Source organism: Apilactobacillus waqarii (genome assembly GCF_019061205.1).
GTDB classification, from domain to species: domain Bacteria; phylum Bacillota; class Bacilli; order Lactobacillales; family Lactobacillaceae; genus Apilactobacillus; species Apilactobacillus waqarii.
The window spans coordinates 15,559-34,090 of the sequence record NZ_JAHQYH010000007.1 but is presented as its reverse complement, the minus strand read 5'-3'; the positions used below and the strand labels follow the sequence as shown (position 1 = coordinate 34,090).

The window sequence follows — 18,532 nt, the reverse complement described above, 5'->3', positions numbered from 1 at the left end:
AGGAGGTGCCTTTTCATGAAATATAATAAAAGAAAAATAAGAAAACTTAACGATAAGAAAATCTTAAAAAAAGTAAAGAAAAACTGGGTTGTAGTTTCCATTTCTTCCTTTGCTCTTTTTGGAGCTGCTAGTTTAACATTGATGACTAATCAAGTCAGTGCAAGTGCTGATGAAACAAGTACAGGTCAAGCAGCGTCGTCTGTTGATCAAAGTACAAGTACTACTTCAAGTGATGAATCTCAGAGTCCGGTAGATACTAACACTTCTGATGCTTATTCATCAAATGTTAATTCTTCAACTTCATCATCTGCGTCTGTACAAAATAGTAATGTAAATATTCAATCAAGTTCAGATGTTACCAGCAGTAATAACTTTAATAATTCATTAAGCGGAGCCAGTCTATCTGAAGCTCAAAATATTATTGATCAAATGGCCTCGTCTGCTCAAAGTAATATTGATAGTAATACAGCCAATTATCGAGCTGCAATAGCTCAAGGCCTCAGTTATCGTGATAGCTACTCGAATTCTCAAGTTGTTTATTTTAATGACTCTAACGGAACGCAACAACTTGGTGGTGGTGCGGCATATGGATATGCTGGTAATTCTACTAATCAAAATAATTTCCAAATTCTAAATTCAGCAACGCCAAGTGCTAATGGTGTTAATCAATTAAATAATCCTAATAGTATAACTACTCCCGGCACCACTTATGTTCTAACTGCCAACCAAACACCGGTTTTAAACTATTTAGGAACTCCTCAACTTACCGTTGAAATAAAGGGTACTAATCCTACTTTTCTTACTCCAGTTTCATTTGTTGATGGGAATGGAAGTCCGATTACAGGAACAGATGGTAACCCAGCAATTGGGATGGCAGTTTTAAATAGTTCTAATAATGCCTTACAAAAGGTAACTAGTTTTTACAACATGAATGGTACTAACTATATTGCAAATGTCGGATCACAATTGAAAATGAATTCTAATTATAATTATGTTGTGACATTAGTACCCGCTGCAAAGCCCAAACCACTAAACTTTTATGATGCCAGCGGTAATGTAGTTGGAACAGGAACTGTTAACGTTAATAATGACGGAAGTATAACTAACACTTATAGCACAGGTAACCTACCTACCAAATACTATTACGTTCCTAATGCATCTAATCCAAGTATTACTAGTGATGCCAAAAAAAGTGGTCAGTATGCAGTTATCGTAAATAAGCAAACTGCAACACTTAACTTTGTTACTCCTAATAATCAAGTTTTATCTGATAGCAATAATAATCCTATTACTGGTACTGTATATTTAAATGCTGATGGGACGACCACGTTGGGTGATACAACTAACTTAAATTCAACAGGATATCATCTTTCATATAATTCATCAGCTCAGTCTAGCGCGACAGGTGTCTACACTATTAATGTTTTGAAAAACGCTAGAACATCGACTGTAACATTTACTAATAGAGGTTCCGTACTTCTAGATAGCAATGGTAAACCATATACTGGACAAGTAAATGTCAACGGTAATAATATTGCTCAGTTGGTTGACTATGGTAATTTGGGTAGCAGTAATTACCACATCAGCCCAAATGCTCAATTAGTTAAGGACACGAATGATGATAACTTTACCATGGAAGTATTGCCCAATAATCTTGTCAAGACTGCTAATGCGACCTTTGTTGATAAAAATGGCATCTCTCACGGAACTGGAACAATTGTGTTCGATAGTAATAATAATCCTAAGTTAGTTGATAATGGTAACTTAGATATTAATAACTACTATGTTGTTAATGGTTCCGTAGTGACTGTAAATGGTCAATACCAAGTAGTTGTTAACCCATACTCAATTACTAAAACTTTACCGGTATATTTTATCGATAGTAATGGCAGCAGTCATGGTAAAGGATCAATTGTTTTAAATTCTAATAACACACCAAGATTAGTAGATAATGGAACTTTTGATAGTAATAACTATTACATGACAACAGGTCAAATTATCAATAATAATGGTCAATATCAAATCAGTGTTGCTCCAACCGTAAATGTTGTCAATTACCCAATCCAATTTATTACTTCAAATGGTAGTCATGTAAGTGGACAAGGCCAAGTAGCTGTATTCAACGGTGATACTAATAATCCAGCTATTACTTCGATTACATCTTTGGATAATAATTATTATCTAAACAACCAAAATAGTACTGGCCATGTTTTGCCACAACTATGGAATGGAACTGCTTATGTTTACGTTCTTCCAAAACCAGAATTTGCTGATTCATTAGCATCCGCAAACAGTTCATCAGCTGCATCATACATTCAAAGCTCTAAAGCAGCGGTTAACCAATCAATCGCTGATGCAATTAGTTCGGCATCCAGTCAAGCAAATTCAATCGCAAACAGTATTGCATCATTCAATTCTGCAATCGCTAGTGCCAACTACCAAAGATCACTAACTACAATTCAAAATCAATCATTACAGGCTGCACAACAGGCTGCGCAAGCTTCTCAACAAGCTTCAAGCTATGCTCAATCATTGATTGCTTCTGCTAATAGTGCATTGCAAAGCTTGAGTAGTTCGGCTGTTAATGATAAAGCAAATGCAATTAGTCAAACATTGAGTTCATTGCAATCATCAGCTCAATCAGTTCAAGATTCATTGAACACTCAAAATGAAAAACAATTAGCACAGTTGCAAACTCAATATAATAACAGTTTAGCAGCTGCATCTAGTCAGGCTGAAATTGATAAAAGTAGTGCTGTTCAATCAGCAACTGACTCGATGAATGCTGTTAATCATCAAAAGACAGAAGAAATTAATGCGCAAATTCAACAAAAAATTAACGAGCTAGTACAAAAGTCGATATCAGACTCACAAGCAGCACAAACACTTGCGGATTCATTAAGATCAAGCGCGGTTGCCAGTGTACAACAATCTGCTGCTGGAGTAATGACACAACTAACTAGTCAAAACCAAAGCTTGACTAACAGCTTGAATTCAAGCTATCAAACAGCACTTCAAACGTTAAGTGATTCTGCAAATACTGCTATTAATAGTGCAGCGACATCTGCTGCAAACTCAATGAGTGCATCTGCTCAGGGAGTATTGACTAGTACGATTTCATCACTACAAACGCAATATGCTCAAAGCAGTTCATTACAACAATCACAATACCAAGCAGATTCAATTGCTGCTTCACAAGCAGCACAAACTGCAATAAATAATGTGATTACAAGTATTACTAGCTCAGCAAATGATACTTTTGCTAAACAAAGTGCAGATAACTCTTCAGCAGTGCAAAGTTTACTAAACAAGAGTACAGCTGATTCAAAGGTAGCTTCGCAACAAGCTGCTCAGAATTTAGCAGACGCATTATCTGCGGCTAGTGTTACTGCTAAACAAAATGCTGATAGTTTGGTTAAATCAATTACAGATGCCAACAATTCAGCAATTAGTTCACTTCAACAAAAGAGTGAATCAGATTCAAAGGCTGCATCTAACAGTGCAACTGCTGCGATAAATAGTGCAGTCCAATCAGCTATTGATTCAGCCAATGCTCAATCAATAGCAACATCAGTTGCCAATTCAGCCGCTGTTGAACAATTAAAAGATAAATACCAATCAGATTCACTACAAGCATCTAATAATGCCCAATCAGCAATGAATAGTGCGGTTAAGTCTGCTCAAGACTCAGCTAGTTCTGTTGCTCAGTCAGTTGCTCAACAAAACCAAAGTGCGATTGATAGTTTACAAGCCAAGACAAGACAAGATTCAATTAATGCATCTAACAGTGCAGATATTGCAATTTCACAAGCTGCTGACAACGCTAAATCATTGGCTGAGAGTAAGGCTGCCGAAGATTCAAAATCAGTTTCTTTAGCCAATGCACAAAAGATTAATGATCTTCAAGAACAATATAATAACAGCATGCAAGCAGCACAAAAAGCCGCTAATGACGCGATGAATAGTGCTGTTAATTCAGTACAGAACTCAGCTAGTTCTGTTGCTCAGTCAATTGCTCAACAAAACCAAAGTGCAATTAATGCGCTTCAAGATAAGGCTACACAAGATTCAATCAATGCATCTAATAGTGCTCAATCAGCAATTGCTCAAGCTGTTCAACAAGCCCAAAGCGATGCTCAGGCAAAGGCTAATGATGATTCAAAAGCTGTGTCTTTAGCTAACTCGCAAGCTATTTCAGACTTACAAAGCAAAGCTCAAAACGATTTAAATAATGCTTCTCAACAAGCTAACAGTGCGATGAATAGTGCAATTAAGTCAGCACAAGATTCTGCAAGTAGTGAGGCCACACAACTATCACTTGCAAATTCACAAGCAATTAAAGATTTAACTAACAAGTCAATTGCAGATTCAAAAGCTGCTGCTCAAAAAGCACAAGACGAATTAAACTCAGCCGTTGCATCGGCTATCTCGTCTGCCCAAAACGAAGCTAACTCCCAAATGGCTTCGTTATCAGCAGAAAATAGCAAGGCAATTGATGCAATCAACTCTCAAAAGAACAATGAATTGAATCAAGCACAAAGCAGTGCTAATACAGCTATAAGTGATGCTGCTTCGAAGGCATCTAGTGAAGCATCTAGTCAAGCTTCTGTAGAATTTTCCGCACAAAGTAGCGCTAATTCTGTTGCTATTGATGACTTAAACAAGAAGAAGGAACAAGATCTATCAAGTGCTGCTAACAGCGCCCAATCAGCAATTGCAGATGCTGTTAAGTCAGCTCAAGATGTTGCATCACAACAGGCTGCCCAACAAATTAAGTCAATTGCAGATGAAAACACTAGAATAATTAATTCATTGAATCAAAAATCAATTGATGATTCAAAAGCATCAATTGATTTAATGAACTCAACTGTTGATGATGCGGTTGCTAAGGCAAAAAGTCAGGCACAATCTGCAGCAGATGCTCAGTCTATTGCTACTTCAATTGCTAATTCTAAGGCAATTGATGATTTGATTGCTAAGTCTAAAGCAGATTCTTCTGCTGCTTCAGTTAATGCCGAAAACAATAAAAACAGTGCTGTATCGTCGGCACAGCAAGCATTAAATGATTCATATCAAGCGCAAATTACTAGTTTGAATACTGACTACGATAAGATTATCAATGAGCTCCGCAATGAAATTAGTAAAGCTAACCAATCATTGGCAGATTTACAATCAAGTGCAAGTGCTCAAAATAGTTTGAACTCATCAGCAATCACTAGCTTATCATCTGCTAGTTCTGCAGCATCTAGTCAAGCTACTTACGATAGTTCTGTAGCAGCAAGTTCATACGGTTCTGTTGTTGCTTCATATGAAGCAATTATTGATAGTTTACAAGCTGAGAAAAATCAAGCATCCAGTCAAGTTATCAATTTTCAAAATCAACTAAGTAGCTTGCAGAATAGCTTTAATGACGCTATTTCATCTGCACAAAGCGCAGCAAATCAATCTGCATTAGAGTCCTCTGCAGCTATATCTGATGCTGCTTCGAAAGCTGCATCGATTGCCGCAGAACAATCAAAGAATTCACAAGAACAAAGTAATGCTGCTGAATCAGCAAGAAGTTCGGTCGCAACGGAAAAACAATCATTGGCTTCTTCATATAGTGATTACATTAATAACTTACAAAAAGAATCACAAGCTAGATCAACAGAAGCGCAAGCAAAGATTGATAGTGCTACTTCTAAAATGAATAGTTATTCAAATAAGATTAGTAGCCTAATGGCTGATAGTTCCGCTGCAGCACTTAAGAACAGTTTAGCAATAAATGACGCTAACAATAAGGCAAATAGTATTGCTAGTTCTTATGCACAAGAATTAAATGACTTAAATAGTAAATACCAAAAAGGATCAGTGAACGCAGCTAATAGCATTAGTTCGCTTGAAAGTTATGCTAATAGCTTATCATCTGCTAACGCTAATTCAATTTCCTCGCTAAATTCATCATATGCTGATAGACAAAATCAACTAGCTCAATCGTACGAAGCTGCTCAAGCGGATGCTGTTCAAAAAGCTGTTGACGCTGCTAATAGTATTTCAGCTCAACAATCTCAAGCTGCATCAATTGCTAATTCACAAGCACTAGATGCTGCACGCAGTAAGGCAAAGGCTGATAGTGAAAATGCTGCATCATCAGCACAATCTGCTATTCAAAGAGCAGTCGAGGAAGCAACTGCTAAAGCCCAATCTATTGCTTCAGATCAATCATTAGCAACATCAACTGCTAATTCACAGGCATTGTCTGCAGCAATTTCGAAAGCAAACACAGATAGTTTACAAGCTTCATCACTTGCTAAATCCATCTTAGATTCAGCAATTGCATCTGCTCAAAAATCTGTTCAAGATTCTGCTAACTCGGTTTTTGCTAATCAATCATCGGCAAATGCTCAATCATTATCGGATGCTGAATCAAAGGCTAAATCTGATAGTATTGCTGCATCTAACTACGCTGATTCACTAATGAGTCAGGCAATTGCTTCAGCTCAATCAGCTGCGAAATTAGTAACTGACGCACAAATTAAGGAAATTGAAGATTCTTATGCTAAGATGCTAAATGAACAAGCTGATAAATATAAATCAAGTTTATCTGCTTTTAGTGAAGCTGCTGATGTAGAAAAAAATAGTGCAGTATCATCAGCCCAATCAGTTGCTAGAAGTATCGCTAATCAACAATCACTTGCTATTTCTGCTGAAAACTCACAAGCGTTAGATGCTGCTCAAAGAAAGGCACAACAAGATAGTTTGATGGCCGATAATCTATACAACATTAAGCTTAGTGCCGCTAGTGTTGCTGCTCAACAATCAATTGAAGCAGCATTAAATAGCCAATCAGCTTCTAACTCATTAGCATTGAGTTCTGCTCAACAAAAGGCAATTGATGATAGCTTAGCTGCATCAAGCCGTGCCGATTCAGTTAAGAATTCAGCACTTGATTCTGCAAAACAATCTGCGCAAGATTCAGCTAACTCGTTAATTTCTTCACTAAACAGTGCCAACCAAGCCGCTATTTCAGACGCTCAACAGAAGGCACAACAAGATAGTTTAGCAGCTCTACAAAGTGCACAAAGTGCAATTGCTTCTGCTCAAGAAGCTCAAAGAAGTATCGCTGCATCACAAATTGCTTCATTACAAGACAAATATGAAAATGAATTGAGTTCAGCAAGACAACAATCAACTGCTGATAGTATTGCAGCTCAAAAGAAGGCGGAAAGTGATATTGCTGACGCAATTTCAGCTGCAAAGAGTTTAACTTCATCACAAGCCCAAGCAACCATTGATTCAATCAATGCTGCCAACTCACAAGCCGAAAGTGAAGCTAAAGCTAAGTCAATTGCTGACAGTGTTGCAGCATCTAACAGTGCCCAAGATGCGATTTCAGCTGCTAGATCATTGGCTGAAAGCATTGCTAACTCAAACATTGCTTCATTGAATGCTGCTAACTCACAAGCATTGATTAATGCCCAACAAAAGGCATACAACGACAGCGTTTACGCTTCAAACAATGCTGATTCAATCCGTAGCTCAGCAGTTTCAGCAGCTAAATCATCTGCCGAAAGCCTAGCTAGTTCACAATCAACTGCAACCTCAATTGCGAACTCACTAGCGCTATCAAGTGCTAACTCAAAGGCTAAGGCTGATAGTGAAGCCGCTTCATCAGTTGCTCAATCCGTAATGGATTCAACAATTAACTCAGCTTCAAGTCATGCTGCAAGCGTTGCTAAGTCAATCGCAGACTCATACGCTGACTCATATGCAAAACAAGTTCAATCATTGAATGATCAAACTTCTTCACAATCATCAGCTGCTAGCCAAGCAATTGAAGATGTGAGAAATTCGATGAACAGTTCAGCACAAGCTCAACTAAATAGTTTGTCTCAATCAAATGTTTCAGCTCAACAAGCTATCAAGAGCAACTACGATAGCTTAGTTGAAAATGAACGTAGTAAGGCTCAATCAGCAATCGACAGTGCTGCATCAAGTGCTGCTAGTGTTGCTAAGAGCATTGCTGACAATGACATGAACGCCCAAAAGGCTTCATTAGAAAGTCAATACTATGCTTCATCAAATGCTGCTAACTCAACATTTGCTAGTCAAATGGCATCATTTAGTTCACAAGTGGAAAATGACAAGCAATCAGCAATTGCGAAAGCTAACTCACAAGCGGACAGTATGATGGCAGAAAAGAGTACTGAATACTCGAGTGCAGTTGCTTCATTGAATGCACAAAGAGACGCAGAATTAAGCTCTCAAGCTAAAGCTAACGAGGAAGCAATGAGCAGTGCGCAAAGTGTAGCAGCCAGTCAAGCTGACTCACAAGCTCAAGTAATTAGAGATTCACTTGCAAACAAGTATGAAAATGCAATTAACATTATTAAGGCACAACAAGAAGCAATGTCCATTGCTGCCATGAATAATGAAGAATCAAAACTAAGTAGCCAAGCTGCTTCATTGAATGCCCAATATCAGGCTCAATTGGCAGAAGTAACCAAGTCATTAAACGATAAGAATGCAGGTAACGAAGTGTTGATTAATCAATACAAAGAACAAATTGATCAACTAAATGCTCAATTGAACGATATCAAGGCCAACAACAGTAAGTACTACTCAACTAACGAACCTTCAAATGACTACATCGTTTCCGACCACAAAGGTGTTTGGGTTTACGGTAGTACAGAATTTAGCAAACACGAACGCAAGCGTTTCATGCGTTATGGTTCTGAATTCAAGGTTGAAAAGGTAGTTGAATACAATGGAATCACTAGACTATATCTAGGTAATGGTGAATACGTCACTTCAAATAAGAAGTACGTTGCGCTAAGAAATGATTTCGATAATGTTCCTAAGTATGTTTACAATCTAAATGAAGATAGAAAACATTCTTCAGTTCACAAGGTTTCTGGATACAGATATGTAGACGGTCGTTTACAATTGAAAATCCATGGACACTTCGTGGATAGTTCTGATTACACCGATGGTTATTATGCCGTTGATAAACAAAACGATGACAAATACTACCGTGTAATAAGACACAGAGGAATAGTAATTTACAATAGCCCAATTTTTGACAAGAAACACGCGGTTGGAAAAATTAGTTCTAACAGCAGAATAAAGGTCGAAAGAGTTGTTCATTACAAGGGAATCACCAGACTATACATTGGTCACGGTAGATACATTACCGCTAACAAGACCTGGGTTAACAAAGAATAATAAAAAAGCTCCTATCGAATAGATAGGGGCTTTTTTATTTGGTTTAGATGGTTTCAAAGAATTGATTCCATTGTTTCATGACATTGTCAGCACTGAACTTATCAGCTTTTTCAATGGCGTGTTCACTTTGTTGCTTGTGTTTTTCATCGTTAGCTAGGATATCGATGACTTGGCTAGCAAACTTACCTAGGTCACCTGATTCAATTAGTGATCCATTCTTATCGTTGTCGATAATTTCGTTTGGACCGTAGTTAACATCGTAGGCAACTTCAGGAATTCCGTAAGCTAGACCTTCGATAAGTGCCATACTTAATCCTTCACCTTTGGATGATTGGACTAGGACACGGGTCTTTTCTAAGACGTTTTGCTTATCTTGACCGGTCTTGTAATCAATCATTGAAACGTTGTCAACAATATCTAGTTGTTTGATGATTTCGTCTAATTCATTCTTGAATTGAGCGGATTCAAAGTATCCCATCATGGTTAAGTGGACATCTGGAATGGTTTGCTTAACGGCAGGGATGATTGAGATTAATTCGGCAACGTTCTTGTCTCTAAAGACACGTCCCATATAAGTGATTTCATGGTTGGTTACGTCTGAAGCAGGCTTGTGCATTTCAAAGATGGCGGCATCAAAGACGCTGTAGAAGTTCATCTTTGGATAGCGTTTTGCTAAGTCATTTCTTTGCGCTTCAGTAGGGGTGATAACACCTTCATAACTGTTTTGATAATTATCAAATAGTGGGGTTAAGTTGTCGAATAACTTCGCCTTAGGATTACCAGCCTGTGCTGCGTCTTCGGTATGTTCATTGTGCATGATTTGATACTTATGCTTGGTAGCCTTAACTTCTCCTACGGCAACTGTTAATGAAGGACGGTCATTGATAATGACGGTATCCTTATCTGAGATTTCGTTTAGGAAGAATGTGTATAGTTCATCTTCGGTGTTGAAACGTAATGTTTTACCCTTGTAGTTCAATAGCTTGTACATGGTAGGCATTAGTTGTTCGCCAATGTTCATGTGGGTAATTTCCATGACCGGATCACCAGAGTTGTTTAAGACTAGTTCGTGTCCGATGTTGCCATCCGGATGCATGTAGATGGTTTTGGATTTGAAACCACGGTAGTCAAAGACATCTCGACTGGAGACATTACCGAAGTTGTCATAGTAATCGACATTGCCAATTTCACCAACAGTAAGCGGGAAGATGGAAACCTTTGCCACGCGTTGACCTAATTTTTCGATGTATGACTTGTTGTTATCGATACCGTTAATCTTGTATTCATGCTTGTCGACTAGGTTGGAGTATCTTAGGTATTCATGGTGTTTCTTAGGACCCATTTCACCTTGGAAGTAATCGTACATGTTAATGATATCGTCATCTGCGATACCGTACTTTTGAATTTCTTGATGCAACGAAGGGTTGTAATTTCTGGTCACAATCTTGGCATCAACGTTATTTTGTTTAAACAGTTTGATTCGGTTCATGGCTGAAAATTCAGTTCCCGAATTGAATGTAAAAATGTTTTCATTCACGAATAAAAATTTCTTGCTCATGATTAGGCCTCCTCAGTGTGTTCCATATCACTTAGACCCTTTTTGATGTCGAAGTGGTATGTCTTTAGTTTGTCTTGCCAAGTCTTCTTAGCAGAATCGATTAGTTGTTTCCAATCTTCCCAAACACTGTCTTCTGAGAAACGATTCGATAATTCGTAAGCTTGATCTGACATTTTTTGTAGTAATTCATCATCGGTAAATAGTTTGACCATTCTATCTGATAGGGCCTTGGTGTCGTCGTAATCAACAACATAACCATTTTCGTTATCGACGATTAGTTCGTTTGGACCGTAGTTGGTATCAAAGGTAACACCAACGTCACCTTGTGCTTGAGCTTCCATTAAAGCAAGGTTAAAACCTTCCATGACAGAGGCTAGGGCGTATAGTTGAGCGTTTCTTTGCACACCAGTAACGTCATTGGTGTAGCTGTGTAGGTGCACGGCATCCTTTAAATCATATTCGTCTAATGATGCGTTAATGCGCTTCATTGCGATATCGTCGTTGGAGTGGTCAACATATCCGTAGACATCCATGTTGATGTCAGGAACGTTCTTTTTGGCCATTCCCATTGCGTCAATAATCTTGTTGATTTGTTTTTCAGGAGCGACTCTGGCAGTTACTACGATACTGTGTTTCTTACGATCCTTCATAGGGATGCGTTGACCTTGTAGGTCTTCGTTTTTAATCACACCAACGGGGATGGTAAACATATCGACTGCTGGGGCGAAACGACGTTTAACATCCTTAGTTTGTTTCTCAGTAGCAGAAACAATGGCGTCGTATCTGTTGGCGTCTGTTAGTGAGTATTCGTAGTTGTTGTTCATGATTGAAGTATCAGGTTCTTGAGCGTCACCGGCATGTGAGTTATGTAGATGCAAGACGGTGTAGGTAGGAGAACTCAAGTTTTCCAGGATTTCTTCAAAGTAATCAGAACGATCCATCACGTAGATGTTTGGATGGTCTTGGTCCATGAATTCAACGTTGACGTCTTCTAAGAATTCTTGAAGTAATCCCACAATGTTGTTGTGAGTACGAACAGTGCCGTTTTCATCGATGGTCTTAAAACCAGATTTTTCCATTTCACCTTGGGCATTTAATCTGAAGTAGTCTTCGATGGCAGGACGACCTTCAGGGGTGTACCAAGTTTCAGTCGCAATCTTGTTGTCAGGAGTATACCATTGAGCCATTGATAGAAAACCGCGGTAGTCGTAGAAATCAACACGGTAAAGGTTGGCAAATCCATCGAATAGTTCGACAGACTTAACGATTTGATCGTTGGTAACTTCTTTATCGAATAGGTTGATACGAGCAACAATTTGGTTTTTGCTGTAGACAATCACACGGTTGTGATCTCTTTCTTTTTCGTATCTTAGATTAGAGACACCAAAGTTGATGTCTTTTGGACGGATTGTCTTTTTTTGTACATCGGTAGCTTTTTGGAAATAATCGAAAATGCTTAAGATATATTTATCCGCAATTCCGTTATTGTTTAAATGGAAGTGTAGTAGTGGGTTCCATTCACGAAAGACTAGGCGGTAGTCTTCGCCGAATTTTTCGAATAGTTTTGCGCGTTTTAACTGGGCGTGTTCAATCCCGGAGTTTTTTGCATTAAAGCTAGAATTTAAGAAAAAATTCATATCGGATACTCCTTTTTATGTAGTTATAATTATTATAACGCAGTGAGAGTTAAATTTGAGTAAAGAAAATCTTAAGAAAAATTCTTCCATGATTTTTTAACAAAAGTCTAAATTAGTTTTACAATAAATAGTGAAGTATTATTGGGAGGATAATTATGACAGAAAGACAATTAATTCAACAAATTCTAAACACAGTGGATGTGGAATACAATTTCGAAAACGTTGACTCAGATAATTCCGCATACGAAATCAAGGCGTTTCAACAAAAAGAAGATCGCCGTCCACTAAAGAATGTGAATGATGAATTAAAGAAATACTTCAAAGAAGCTGGCTTTAATTACACCGAACACATTGGTGACGATTTAGACTTAAAGATTAGCAAATAATACTAATAAAAAATCTAAAATAAAAAAGACTCAAGAATAATTCTTGAGTCTTTTCTTTTAAAGTGTTGGTCCTTGATGATTTATTTCATCAGGAGTCATGTCAGTTAGTTCACAGTCAATGCGATGTTGCTTTAAAACGTTTTGAGAATCAACATCAATTGGCTTGAATCCTTTATTCACCAAGCGTTTGATGTACATAGTGTTGTAACCCAATCCCCAAATAACAGCACCTACAAAGTAGGTAATGTTAGCGGCATTGCTTGGGTCAACGTTTAGAACTAGTTGTAAGAACATGTGAGTAGCCATGTAGATACAAGTATCAACACCAACGATACAAGCCGTGTTGTAGTAATCAGAACGCAAGATGGAAGGAATCCAATGCAACAAGAATGATAGAATTGAAAATCCAAAACGACCAAACTTGATGCGATCATCGCGCTTAATCATGAAGACGAAGTTTTGCTTGAAATCTGGTGGTTTAGGGAAGTTATTCATTTGAATACCTACTTTCTATCGATTATTTTCTAGTAAATTTAACGACCGCTTCACAACGTGGTGTTTGTGGCATCATGTCGATTGGTTGAATGAAGTCCACCTTGTACTTACGAGTTAGTTGGACTAAATCAGCAGCCATTGTTGAAGGGTTACATGATACATATACGAATTTTTCTGGCGCACTCTTTAAAATAGCGTCAATTAATTTATCGTCTAGACCAGTACGTGGTGGATCGACGATGATGGCATCCGGTTTGAAACCTTCTTCTAACCATTCTGGTAGAAGGTCTTCGGCCTTACCAACTTCGTAGTATGCATTTCTAATCTTGTTGATGATGGCGTTGTGGTTAGCATCTTCAACGGCTTCTGGAATGATATCCATTCCACGAATTTCTTCAGCGTGTTTTGCTAAAGGTAATCCGATGGTACCAACACCAGAGTAAGCATCAACGATTTTTTCGTTTCCAGTAAGTTCAAGAGCTGAGATGGCTACTTCGTATAGACGAGGAAGCATGATTGAATTCAATTGTAGGAAAGCACGAGCTGATAGTTCGAAGCTTAGTCCTTTAATCTTTTCAACGATGGTATCCTTACCAGCTAAGTGCACTGTCTTGTCACCCCAGATAAGAGGGGAGTCACCAGGATTGATGTTTTGCATAACGGAAGTTACTTCTGGTAATTCCATCATGATCTTCTTTAGCATGAATCCCTTTTTAACGAACTTAGGAGTGTTGGTAACAAAGACGACTTGAACATCATCGGTGTTTAATGCCGCACGAACGATTACAGTCTTTATGATTCCAGAATTGTTTGATTCGTCAAAAACGGGAATTTCTAGTTCTTGGATGAATTCAACAATCTTTCTCATTACCTTCATGGTAGCAGGGTATTGCACAGAACATTCTGGAAGGTCGACTAGGTCGTGAGTTCCTTCCTTGAATAGTCCGGCAATCACCTTGCCATCCTTCATACGAACTGGGAATTGAGCTTTGTTACGGTATTCGTATGGATCTTCCATTCCCATAGTAGAACGAATCTTGAAGTTCTTGTAACCTTGTGGTTGGAACTTTTCTAGTGCTTGCTTGATTAAATCACGTTTGAAACGAAGTTGTGCAGGATATGATAGTGCTTCAAGTTCGAATCCACCAACACTTCCGGCATAACTATCACGAGGTTCAACGCGGTCTTTAGATACACGGTTAATCTTGACGGCCTTTGCCTTGATGTAATTAGGGTAGACCTTAGTTACTTCAGCGACGACTTTTTCATCGGTAAAAGCACCGGTAACAAACACTAATTTGTGTTCGTAAAAACCAATTCCTTCACCATTAATGCCCATTCTTTTGATGGTCATTTTAAATTGTTGACCAACTTCGACTTCGACGTCGTTATAGTTGGAACGATTATTGCGATTTTGGTATGCCATTAAAAACGTCCTTTTCATTTATACAATATTAATTTACATTATATCATGTTAAAAATGTTTTTAAATTATCAGTATATTATTTAGCGATTATTTTATTGCAAAACAGATTGTAAAGGGTTTAAATAGAAGCAGTGATTAAATTTGAGAGGGGCGATTTTTGACATGAAAAAGATAAGAAATCTATTCTTACTTTTGACAATTGTTGCAATGTTAATTTCGTTACCTTCAATTGACTTTGGGATTAAGGTATCCGCAGATGCCAACAGTAGTTCCAACATCATCGATGACAAGGATCCAGAAGCTATCGATGGGGATGCATCAAAGCCAAACGAGGGGACACAAAAGACTGGTGATAAGTTCAACGATAATAAGACCATCAGTGATTCTATCAACACTGATGGGATTGCAACTACCACCAGCGATAATGCTTACGTTGATAACAACACTAAGTACCATATTATCGACACTAAGCTACCAAAGATGACACCAACATGGGGAAACTACACTCATGTTCGTAACATGGATGTGCCAAGCAACTACACATCAATTGATTCAATTAATACCGGTTCTACCACCTTTAAGACTAAGTGGTTCTTACCAGAAGGATTCCACGTTAGCCCAGAAGAACACGGAAACTACCAAGGTGGAATCATCGCTAACAATAGCATCTACTTTGTAGAATCTGCTGGAACCAACACCAATAAGGGTGCAATTGTAAAGATTGGCCTAGACGCATTAGATAAGTTGGGCATTGATGACAGTACTCAACAAAACATCTTGGCAAAGGTCTTTAACTTCTTTAATAGAAACTCTGCTTACGGTAGTGACCACAGCAAGAGCTTGTCTGACTTCATCATTAATACTGATGTCTACAGAAAAGATAATAGCAATATTCAAACTAAGATTGCCAACATGAAAAAGGCGATTACTGCTGCTAACCTAAAGGTTAAGACCAATCAAAAGACCTTTAACAATGCCACTAAGCAAGCTAAGAAGAAGTTAGCTAAGACCATCAAGACTAACCGTAAGGCTTTTAAGAAACTAAAGAAGAAACACGTAAAGACTAGAGCGATTAAGAAGCAAATCGTAAAGCTTAACAAGGCTTACAAGAAGTTGAATGCTAAAAAGAAGAACTTAAGTAAGCTAGCTCCGAAGTCATTCAAGACTTACAACCGCGTCAAGAAGGCACAAGCTAAGTTGATTACTAAGGACAACAAACAGATTAATGCATGGAATGCCAAGATTGATCACAATAACCATGAAATCGACCGTATTGGTCAACGTAATGACTTGTTTAGCAAGTACTTTGACTTATCAAAACTACTAACAATCAGTCCAGTTACCAACATTGGTCACGGTCAAACATTGTCATACAATCCAAGCAACAACCACGTCTACTTAGCCCAAGACGATAAGCTAGGGGTCGTTGGAGATGACTTTTACAACCAAGTAACTGAAATGGATGCAGAAAACATGAATCCAGTTCACGTATACCGTTTCAAACTAAACAACAATGGTCATTACTACGCTATCCATACTTTGACATTCGATAATGACGGAAATGCATACTTTGGTGTTCGTGGTGGTCCTAAGAAGATGAAAGGTACCTACACACTATTCCACGGAACAATGAACGAAAGCGGAATCCAATTCACTCCAGTGAAGGGACTAGTTAAGTGGCCAGGAAGTTTTAACCAAGGTGTTACTTACAACCGCAATAACAACCGTTTGTACTTACTATCAAACGATATGATTATTTCCATTCCGGTGGATGAGGTCAAAAACGACAACATTCAACCACAAGACGTGCACTACACTACCTTTGGTACTAACCGTGAATTTGAAAGTCTATCATTCGATAGCAGTGGTTATGGTTATCTAGTCGTACTTTGGAGATCCGAAGTATTGAAGTCAACCACACCAATCGATTAATCAAAAAAGCAACCACAAAATGTGGCTGCTTTTTTATTATGGATTATTAGTAAAAATATTAAAGACGTAGAAAATAATGATACTTATAATGAGGATTTTGTTTTCAAAAAAGAAATTTGAGATACTTTGTAGCCATGATTGAAAGTAGTGCTCATGATCAATGTGATTAATAATGTCGTTGACCGACATTGTGAATTGGAATGCTAACCAGATGTATAACAAGAATGCTAAGAAGTTAAGAAAAGCAGACAAGTATAGTCCAGATAATAGTCCTAAAATGGTTGAAGATAAATGATTAGTTGCAGATACAACATAAAAAGTGAAAACGATGATGTTCACGATTTTATTTTTAAAAAGCGAAGCGATTGTATAGTAAAGCCAAAACATGACGACTGGTAATAAGCCGTGGTATAAGGAGGCTAGACTAAATGATATTCTCTCATCCAATAGGATTGGGAATACGAAGGTGTTAAATAATGTGAATAAAACCAACATGACACCACCGTAAATTAGAATGCCTTTTTTGAATTCTGCGTTATTCATTAAAAGTGCTCCTCGTTGATTTATTTTTTGATAATTATAATACAAAGGATTTCTTAATCAACACAATCATAAATAAAAAATGTTATGATTTGATTAATCAAACCAAATGAGTTTAGACACTAAATTTTTGAAGGAAAGGGGATGCTTGAATGCATTTAGAACCACTAAGTTGGAACGACATCTTCGAGCTAGCAAGTGCGATTGGAACATTTATCACCGCGTACATTGCGTTGTATTTGAATCGCCGCCAGCCCCCAATGAGAATCAGAGTTGATCGTTCATCGGTTAACGGTCAGGGAGTCTTTATCTACTTCTTAGATGAAAAGCTAAACACCAGTGGGTTCATTAAGTTAAACCGCATCTATATGACGCTACACGGTGAGGAGTTAACACACAGTGTGAACCTAGATTTGTTTAGGGAAGGATTGACGAGATGGCGTCCGATTTCGAACGACTATATCGTAACGATTTCCATCAAACGCAGTAGTGATGATGAACAATTGAACCGCATCATTGCCGAGGCGTTCTCGATTGCAAAGCATGAACACGATGATATTTCCCATAACGATATTTCTAAAAAAGATTTCCAGTTAGGATTCGAGTTTATGGTTAACGACCCAAGGGTTCATTTGAATCCAGTTGAGTTTAATTTGAAGAATCTAGAAGAATCCAGCGTAATTGATATGAATAAAATTAAGGAATTTATGCACTAAAAAATGCATGTAGATAAAAATTATCTGCATGCATTTTTTTATTTGTTCAAAATCATTTTAATGTGTGGAGTTTGGTGGAACTCGTAGACATCACCAACTGATTTGAAACCGAACTTGGCGTAAAAGCCTTCTTTGTCATCTTGTGAATCGATTTCAACTCTTGGATGATCGAAGTGTTCGTCGATTTCCTTTAATACGCGTTCAATTAATTGCTTTCCCAATCCTTTGCCACGTGCGGCAGGGGTGGTAAGAACTCTGCCAAATGAAGTGTGGTCTTCTCCATGAAAGACCCTGGCATAGGCTAGTAGTTGTCCATCTTCCTCAGCCCAGATATGTAGTGCTTTTTTGTCGACATCGTCGACTTCTTGGTAAGGACGTTTTTGTTCCACCACAAAGGTTTGAACACGAGCGTAGTAGATGGCCCATAGTTCATCACGTGTGATTTCATCAAATGTTTTTACTTTCCATTCCATGACACAACCTCCTAGATTGATTATTTTCATTCTACTATTTTTTATATTGAAAGTGTAAAATTTTGCAGTATTCAACCAAAAAAAGACGCGGTGCCTTTTTTATCAATTGTTGTTATCTTTTTAATCGTTCAAGGGCCCTTGATCAATACGCAAAAGGATTGATTA

Annotated in this window: 10 protein-coding genes; 4 read left to right on the top strand and 6 right to left on the bottom strand. The window is 37.9% G+C overall.

The window, feature by feature from the left end:
• Positions 1–15: 15 nt before the first annotated feature.
• Positions 16–9,204 (top strand): DUF5776 domain-containing protein, encoded by a 9,189-nt coding sequence (locus KTJ72_RS05410; protein WP_217304321.1) that lies wholly within the window; start codon positions 16–18, stop codon positions 9,202–9,204.
• Between the two features lie 43 nt (positions 9,205–9,247).
• Here KTJ72_RS05410 and KTJ72_RS05405 read toward each other — a convergent pair whose 3' ends face one another.
• Both KTJ72_RS05405 and KTJ72_RS05400 read right to left on the bottom strand, forming a co-directional pair.
• Complete coding sequence (locus KTJ72_RS05405; RefSeq protein WP_217304320.1) at positions 9,248–10,762, bottom strand: glycosyltransferase; 1,515 nt, start codon at positions 10,760–10,762, stop codon at positions 9,248–9,250.
• Between the two features lie 2 nt (positions 10,763–10,764).
• Positions 10,765–12,399 (bottom strand): glycosyltransferase, encoded by a 1,635-nt coding sequence (locus tag KTJ72_RS05400; protein WP_217304319.1) that lies wholly within the window; start codon positions 12,397–12,399, stop codon positions 10,765–10,767.
• 155 nt (positions 12,400–12,554) lie between these two features.
• Here KTJ72_RS05400 and KTJ72_RS05395 point away from each other — a divergent pair, with 155 nt between their 5' ends.
• Positions 12,555–12,785 carry a hypothetical protein gene (locus tag KTJ72_RS05395; protein WP_041152796.1) on the top strand — a complete coding sequence of 77 codons (231 nt, stop codon included), beginning with the start codon at positions 12,555–12,557 and terminating at the stop codon, positions 12,783–12,785.
• A gap of 57 nt (positions 12,786–12,842) precedes the next feature.
• On the opposite strand, the gene KTJ72_RS05390 is transcribed toward KTJ72_RS05395, so the two are convergent.
• A complete protein-coding gene (locus KTJ72_RS05390; protein ID WP_217304318.1) occupies positions 12,843–13,280 on the bottom strand; it encodes a hypothetical protein in 438 nt (145 codons plus the stop codon).
• A gap of 22 nt (positions 13,281–13,302) precedes the next feature.
• The gene (gene rlmD / locus KTJ72_RS05385; RefSeq protein ID WP_143444120.1) at positions 13,303–14,706 is read right to left on the bottom strand and encodes a 23S rRNA (uracil(1939)-C(5))-methyltransferase RlmD; all 1,404 of its coding nucleotides are present in this window, start codon (positions 14,704–14,706) and stop codon (positions 13,303–13,305) included.
• A 162-nt stretch (positions 14,707–14,868) separates the two neighbouring features.
• On the opposite strand from rlmD, the gene KTJ72_RS05380 reads away from it, so the two are divergent.
• Complete coding sequence (locus tag KTJ72_RS05380) at positions 14,869–16,638, top strand: hypothetical protein (protein WP_217304317.1); 1,770 nt, start codon at positions 14,869–14,871, stop codon at positions 16,636–16,638.
• A 36-nt stretch (positions 16,639–16,674) separates the two neighbouring features.
• On the opposite strand, the gene KTJ72_RS05375 is transcribed toward KTJ72_RS05380, so the two are convergent.
• Positions 16,675–17,181 carry a hypothetical protein gene (locus tag KTJ72_RS05375; protein WP_217304316.1) on the bottom strand — a complete coding sequence of 169 codons (507 nt, stop codon included), beginning with the start codon at positions 17,179–17,181 and terminating at the stop codon, positions 16,675–16,677.
• A gap of 149 nt (positions 17,182–17,330) precedes the next feature.
• Between KTJ72_RS05375 and KTJ72_RS05370 the strand changes: the two genes are divergently transcribed.
• The gene (locus KTJ72_RS05370) at positions 17,331–17,894 is read left to right on the top strand and encodes a hypothetical protein (protein WP_057197432.1); all 564 of its coding nucleotides are present in this window, start codon (positions 17,331–17,333) and stop codon (positions 17,892–17,894) included.
• Positions 17,895–17,932: 38 nt separating this feature from the next.
• Here the strand turns inward: KTJ72_RS05370 and KTJ72_RS05365 are convergent, their stop codons facing one another.
• Positions 17,933–18,367 (bottom strand): GNAT family N-acetyltransferase, encoded by a 435-nt coding sequence (locus KTJ72_RS05365; protein WP_034531399.1) that lies wholly within the window; start codon positions 18,365–18,367, stop codon positions 17,933–17,935.
• Positions 18,368–18,532: the final 165 nt, after the last annotated feature.

Coding starts and splice junctions, on each gene's coding strand:
- KTJ72_RS05400 (WP_217304319.1), bottom strand. CDS start 12,399: ATGAATTTTTTCTTAAATTCTAGCTTTAATGCAAAAAACTCCGGGATT.
- KTJ72_RS05375 (WP_217304316.1), bottom strand. CDS start 17,181: ATGAATAACGCAGAATTCAAAAAAGGCATTCTAATTTACGGTGGTGTC.
- KTJ72_RS05395 (WP_041152796.1), top strand. CDS start 12,555: ATGACAGAAAGACAATTAATTCAACAAATTCTAAACACAGTGGATGTG.
- KTJ72_RS05405 (WP_217304320.1), bottom strand. CDS start 10,762: ATGAGCAAGAAATTTTTATTCGTGAATGAAAACATTTTTACATTCAAT.
- KTJ72_RS05370 (WP_057197432.1), top strand. CDS start 17,331: ATGCATTTAGAACCACTAAGTTGGAACGACATCTTCGAGCTAGCAAGT.
- KTJ72_RS05365 (WP_034531399.1), bottom strand. CDS start 18,367: ATGGAATGGAAAGTAAAAACATTTGATGAAATCACACGTGATGAACTA.
- KTJ72_RS05380 (WP_217304317.1), top strand. CDS start 14,869: ATGAAAAAGATAAGAAATCTATTCTTACTTTTGACAATTGTTGCAATG.
- rlmD (WP_143444120.1), bottom strand. CDS start 14,706: ATGGCATACCAAAATCGCAATAATCGTTCCAACTATAACGACGTCGAA.
- KTJ72_RS05410 (WP_217304321.1), top strand. CDS start 16: ATGAAATATAATAAAAGAAAAATAAGAAAACTTAACGATAAGAAAATC.
- KTJ72_RS05390 (WP_217304318.1), bottom strand. CDS start 13,280: ATGAATAACTTCCCTAAACCACCAGATTTCAAGCAAAACTTCGTCTTC.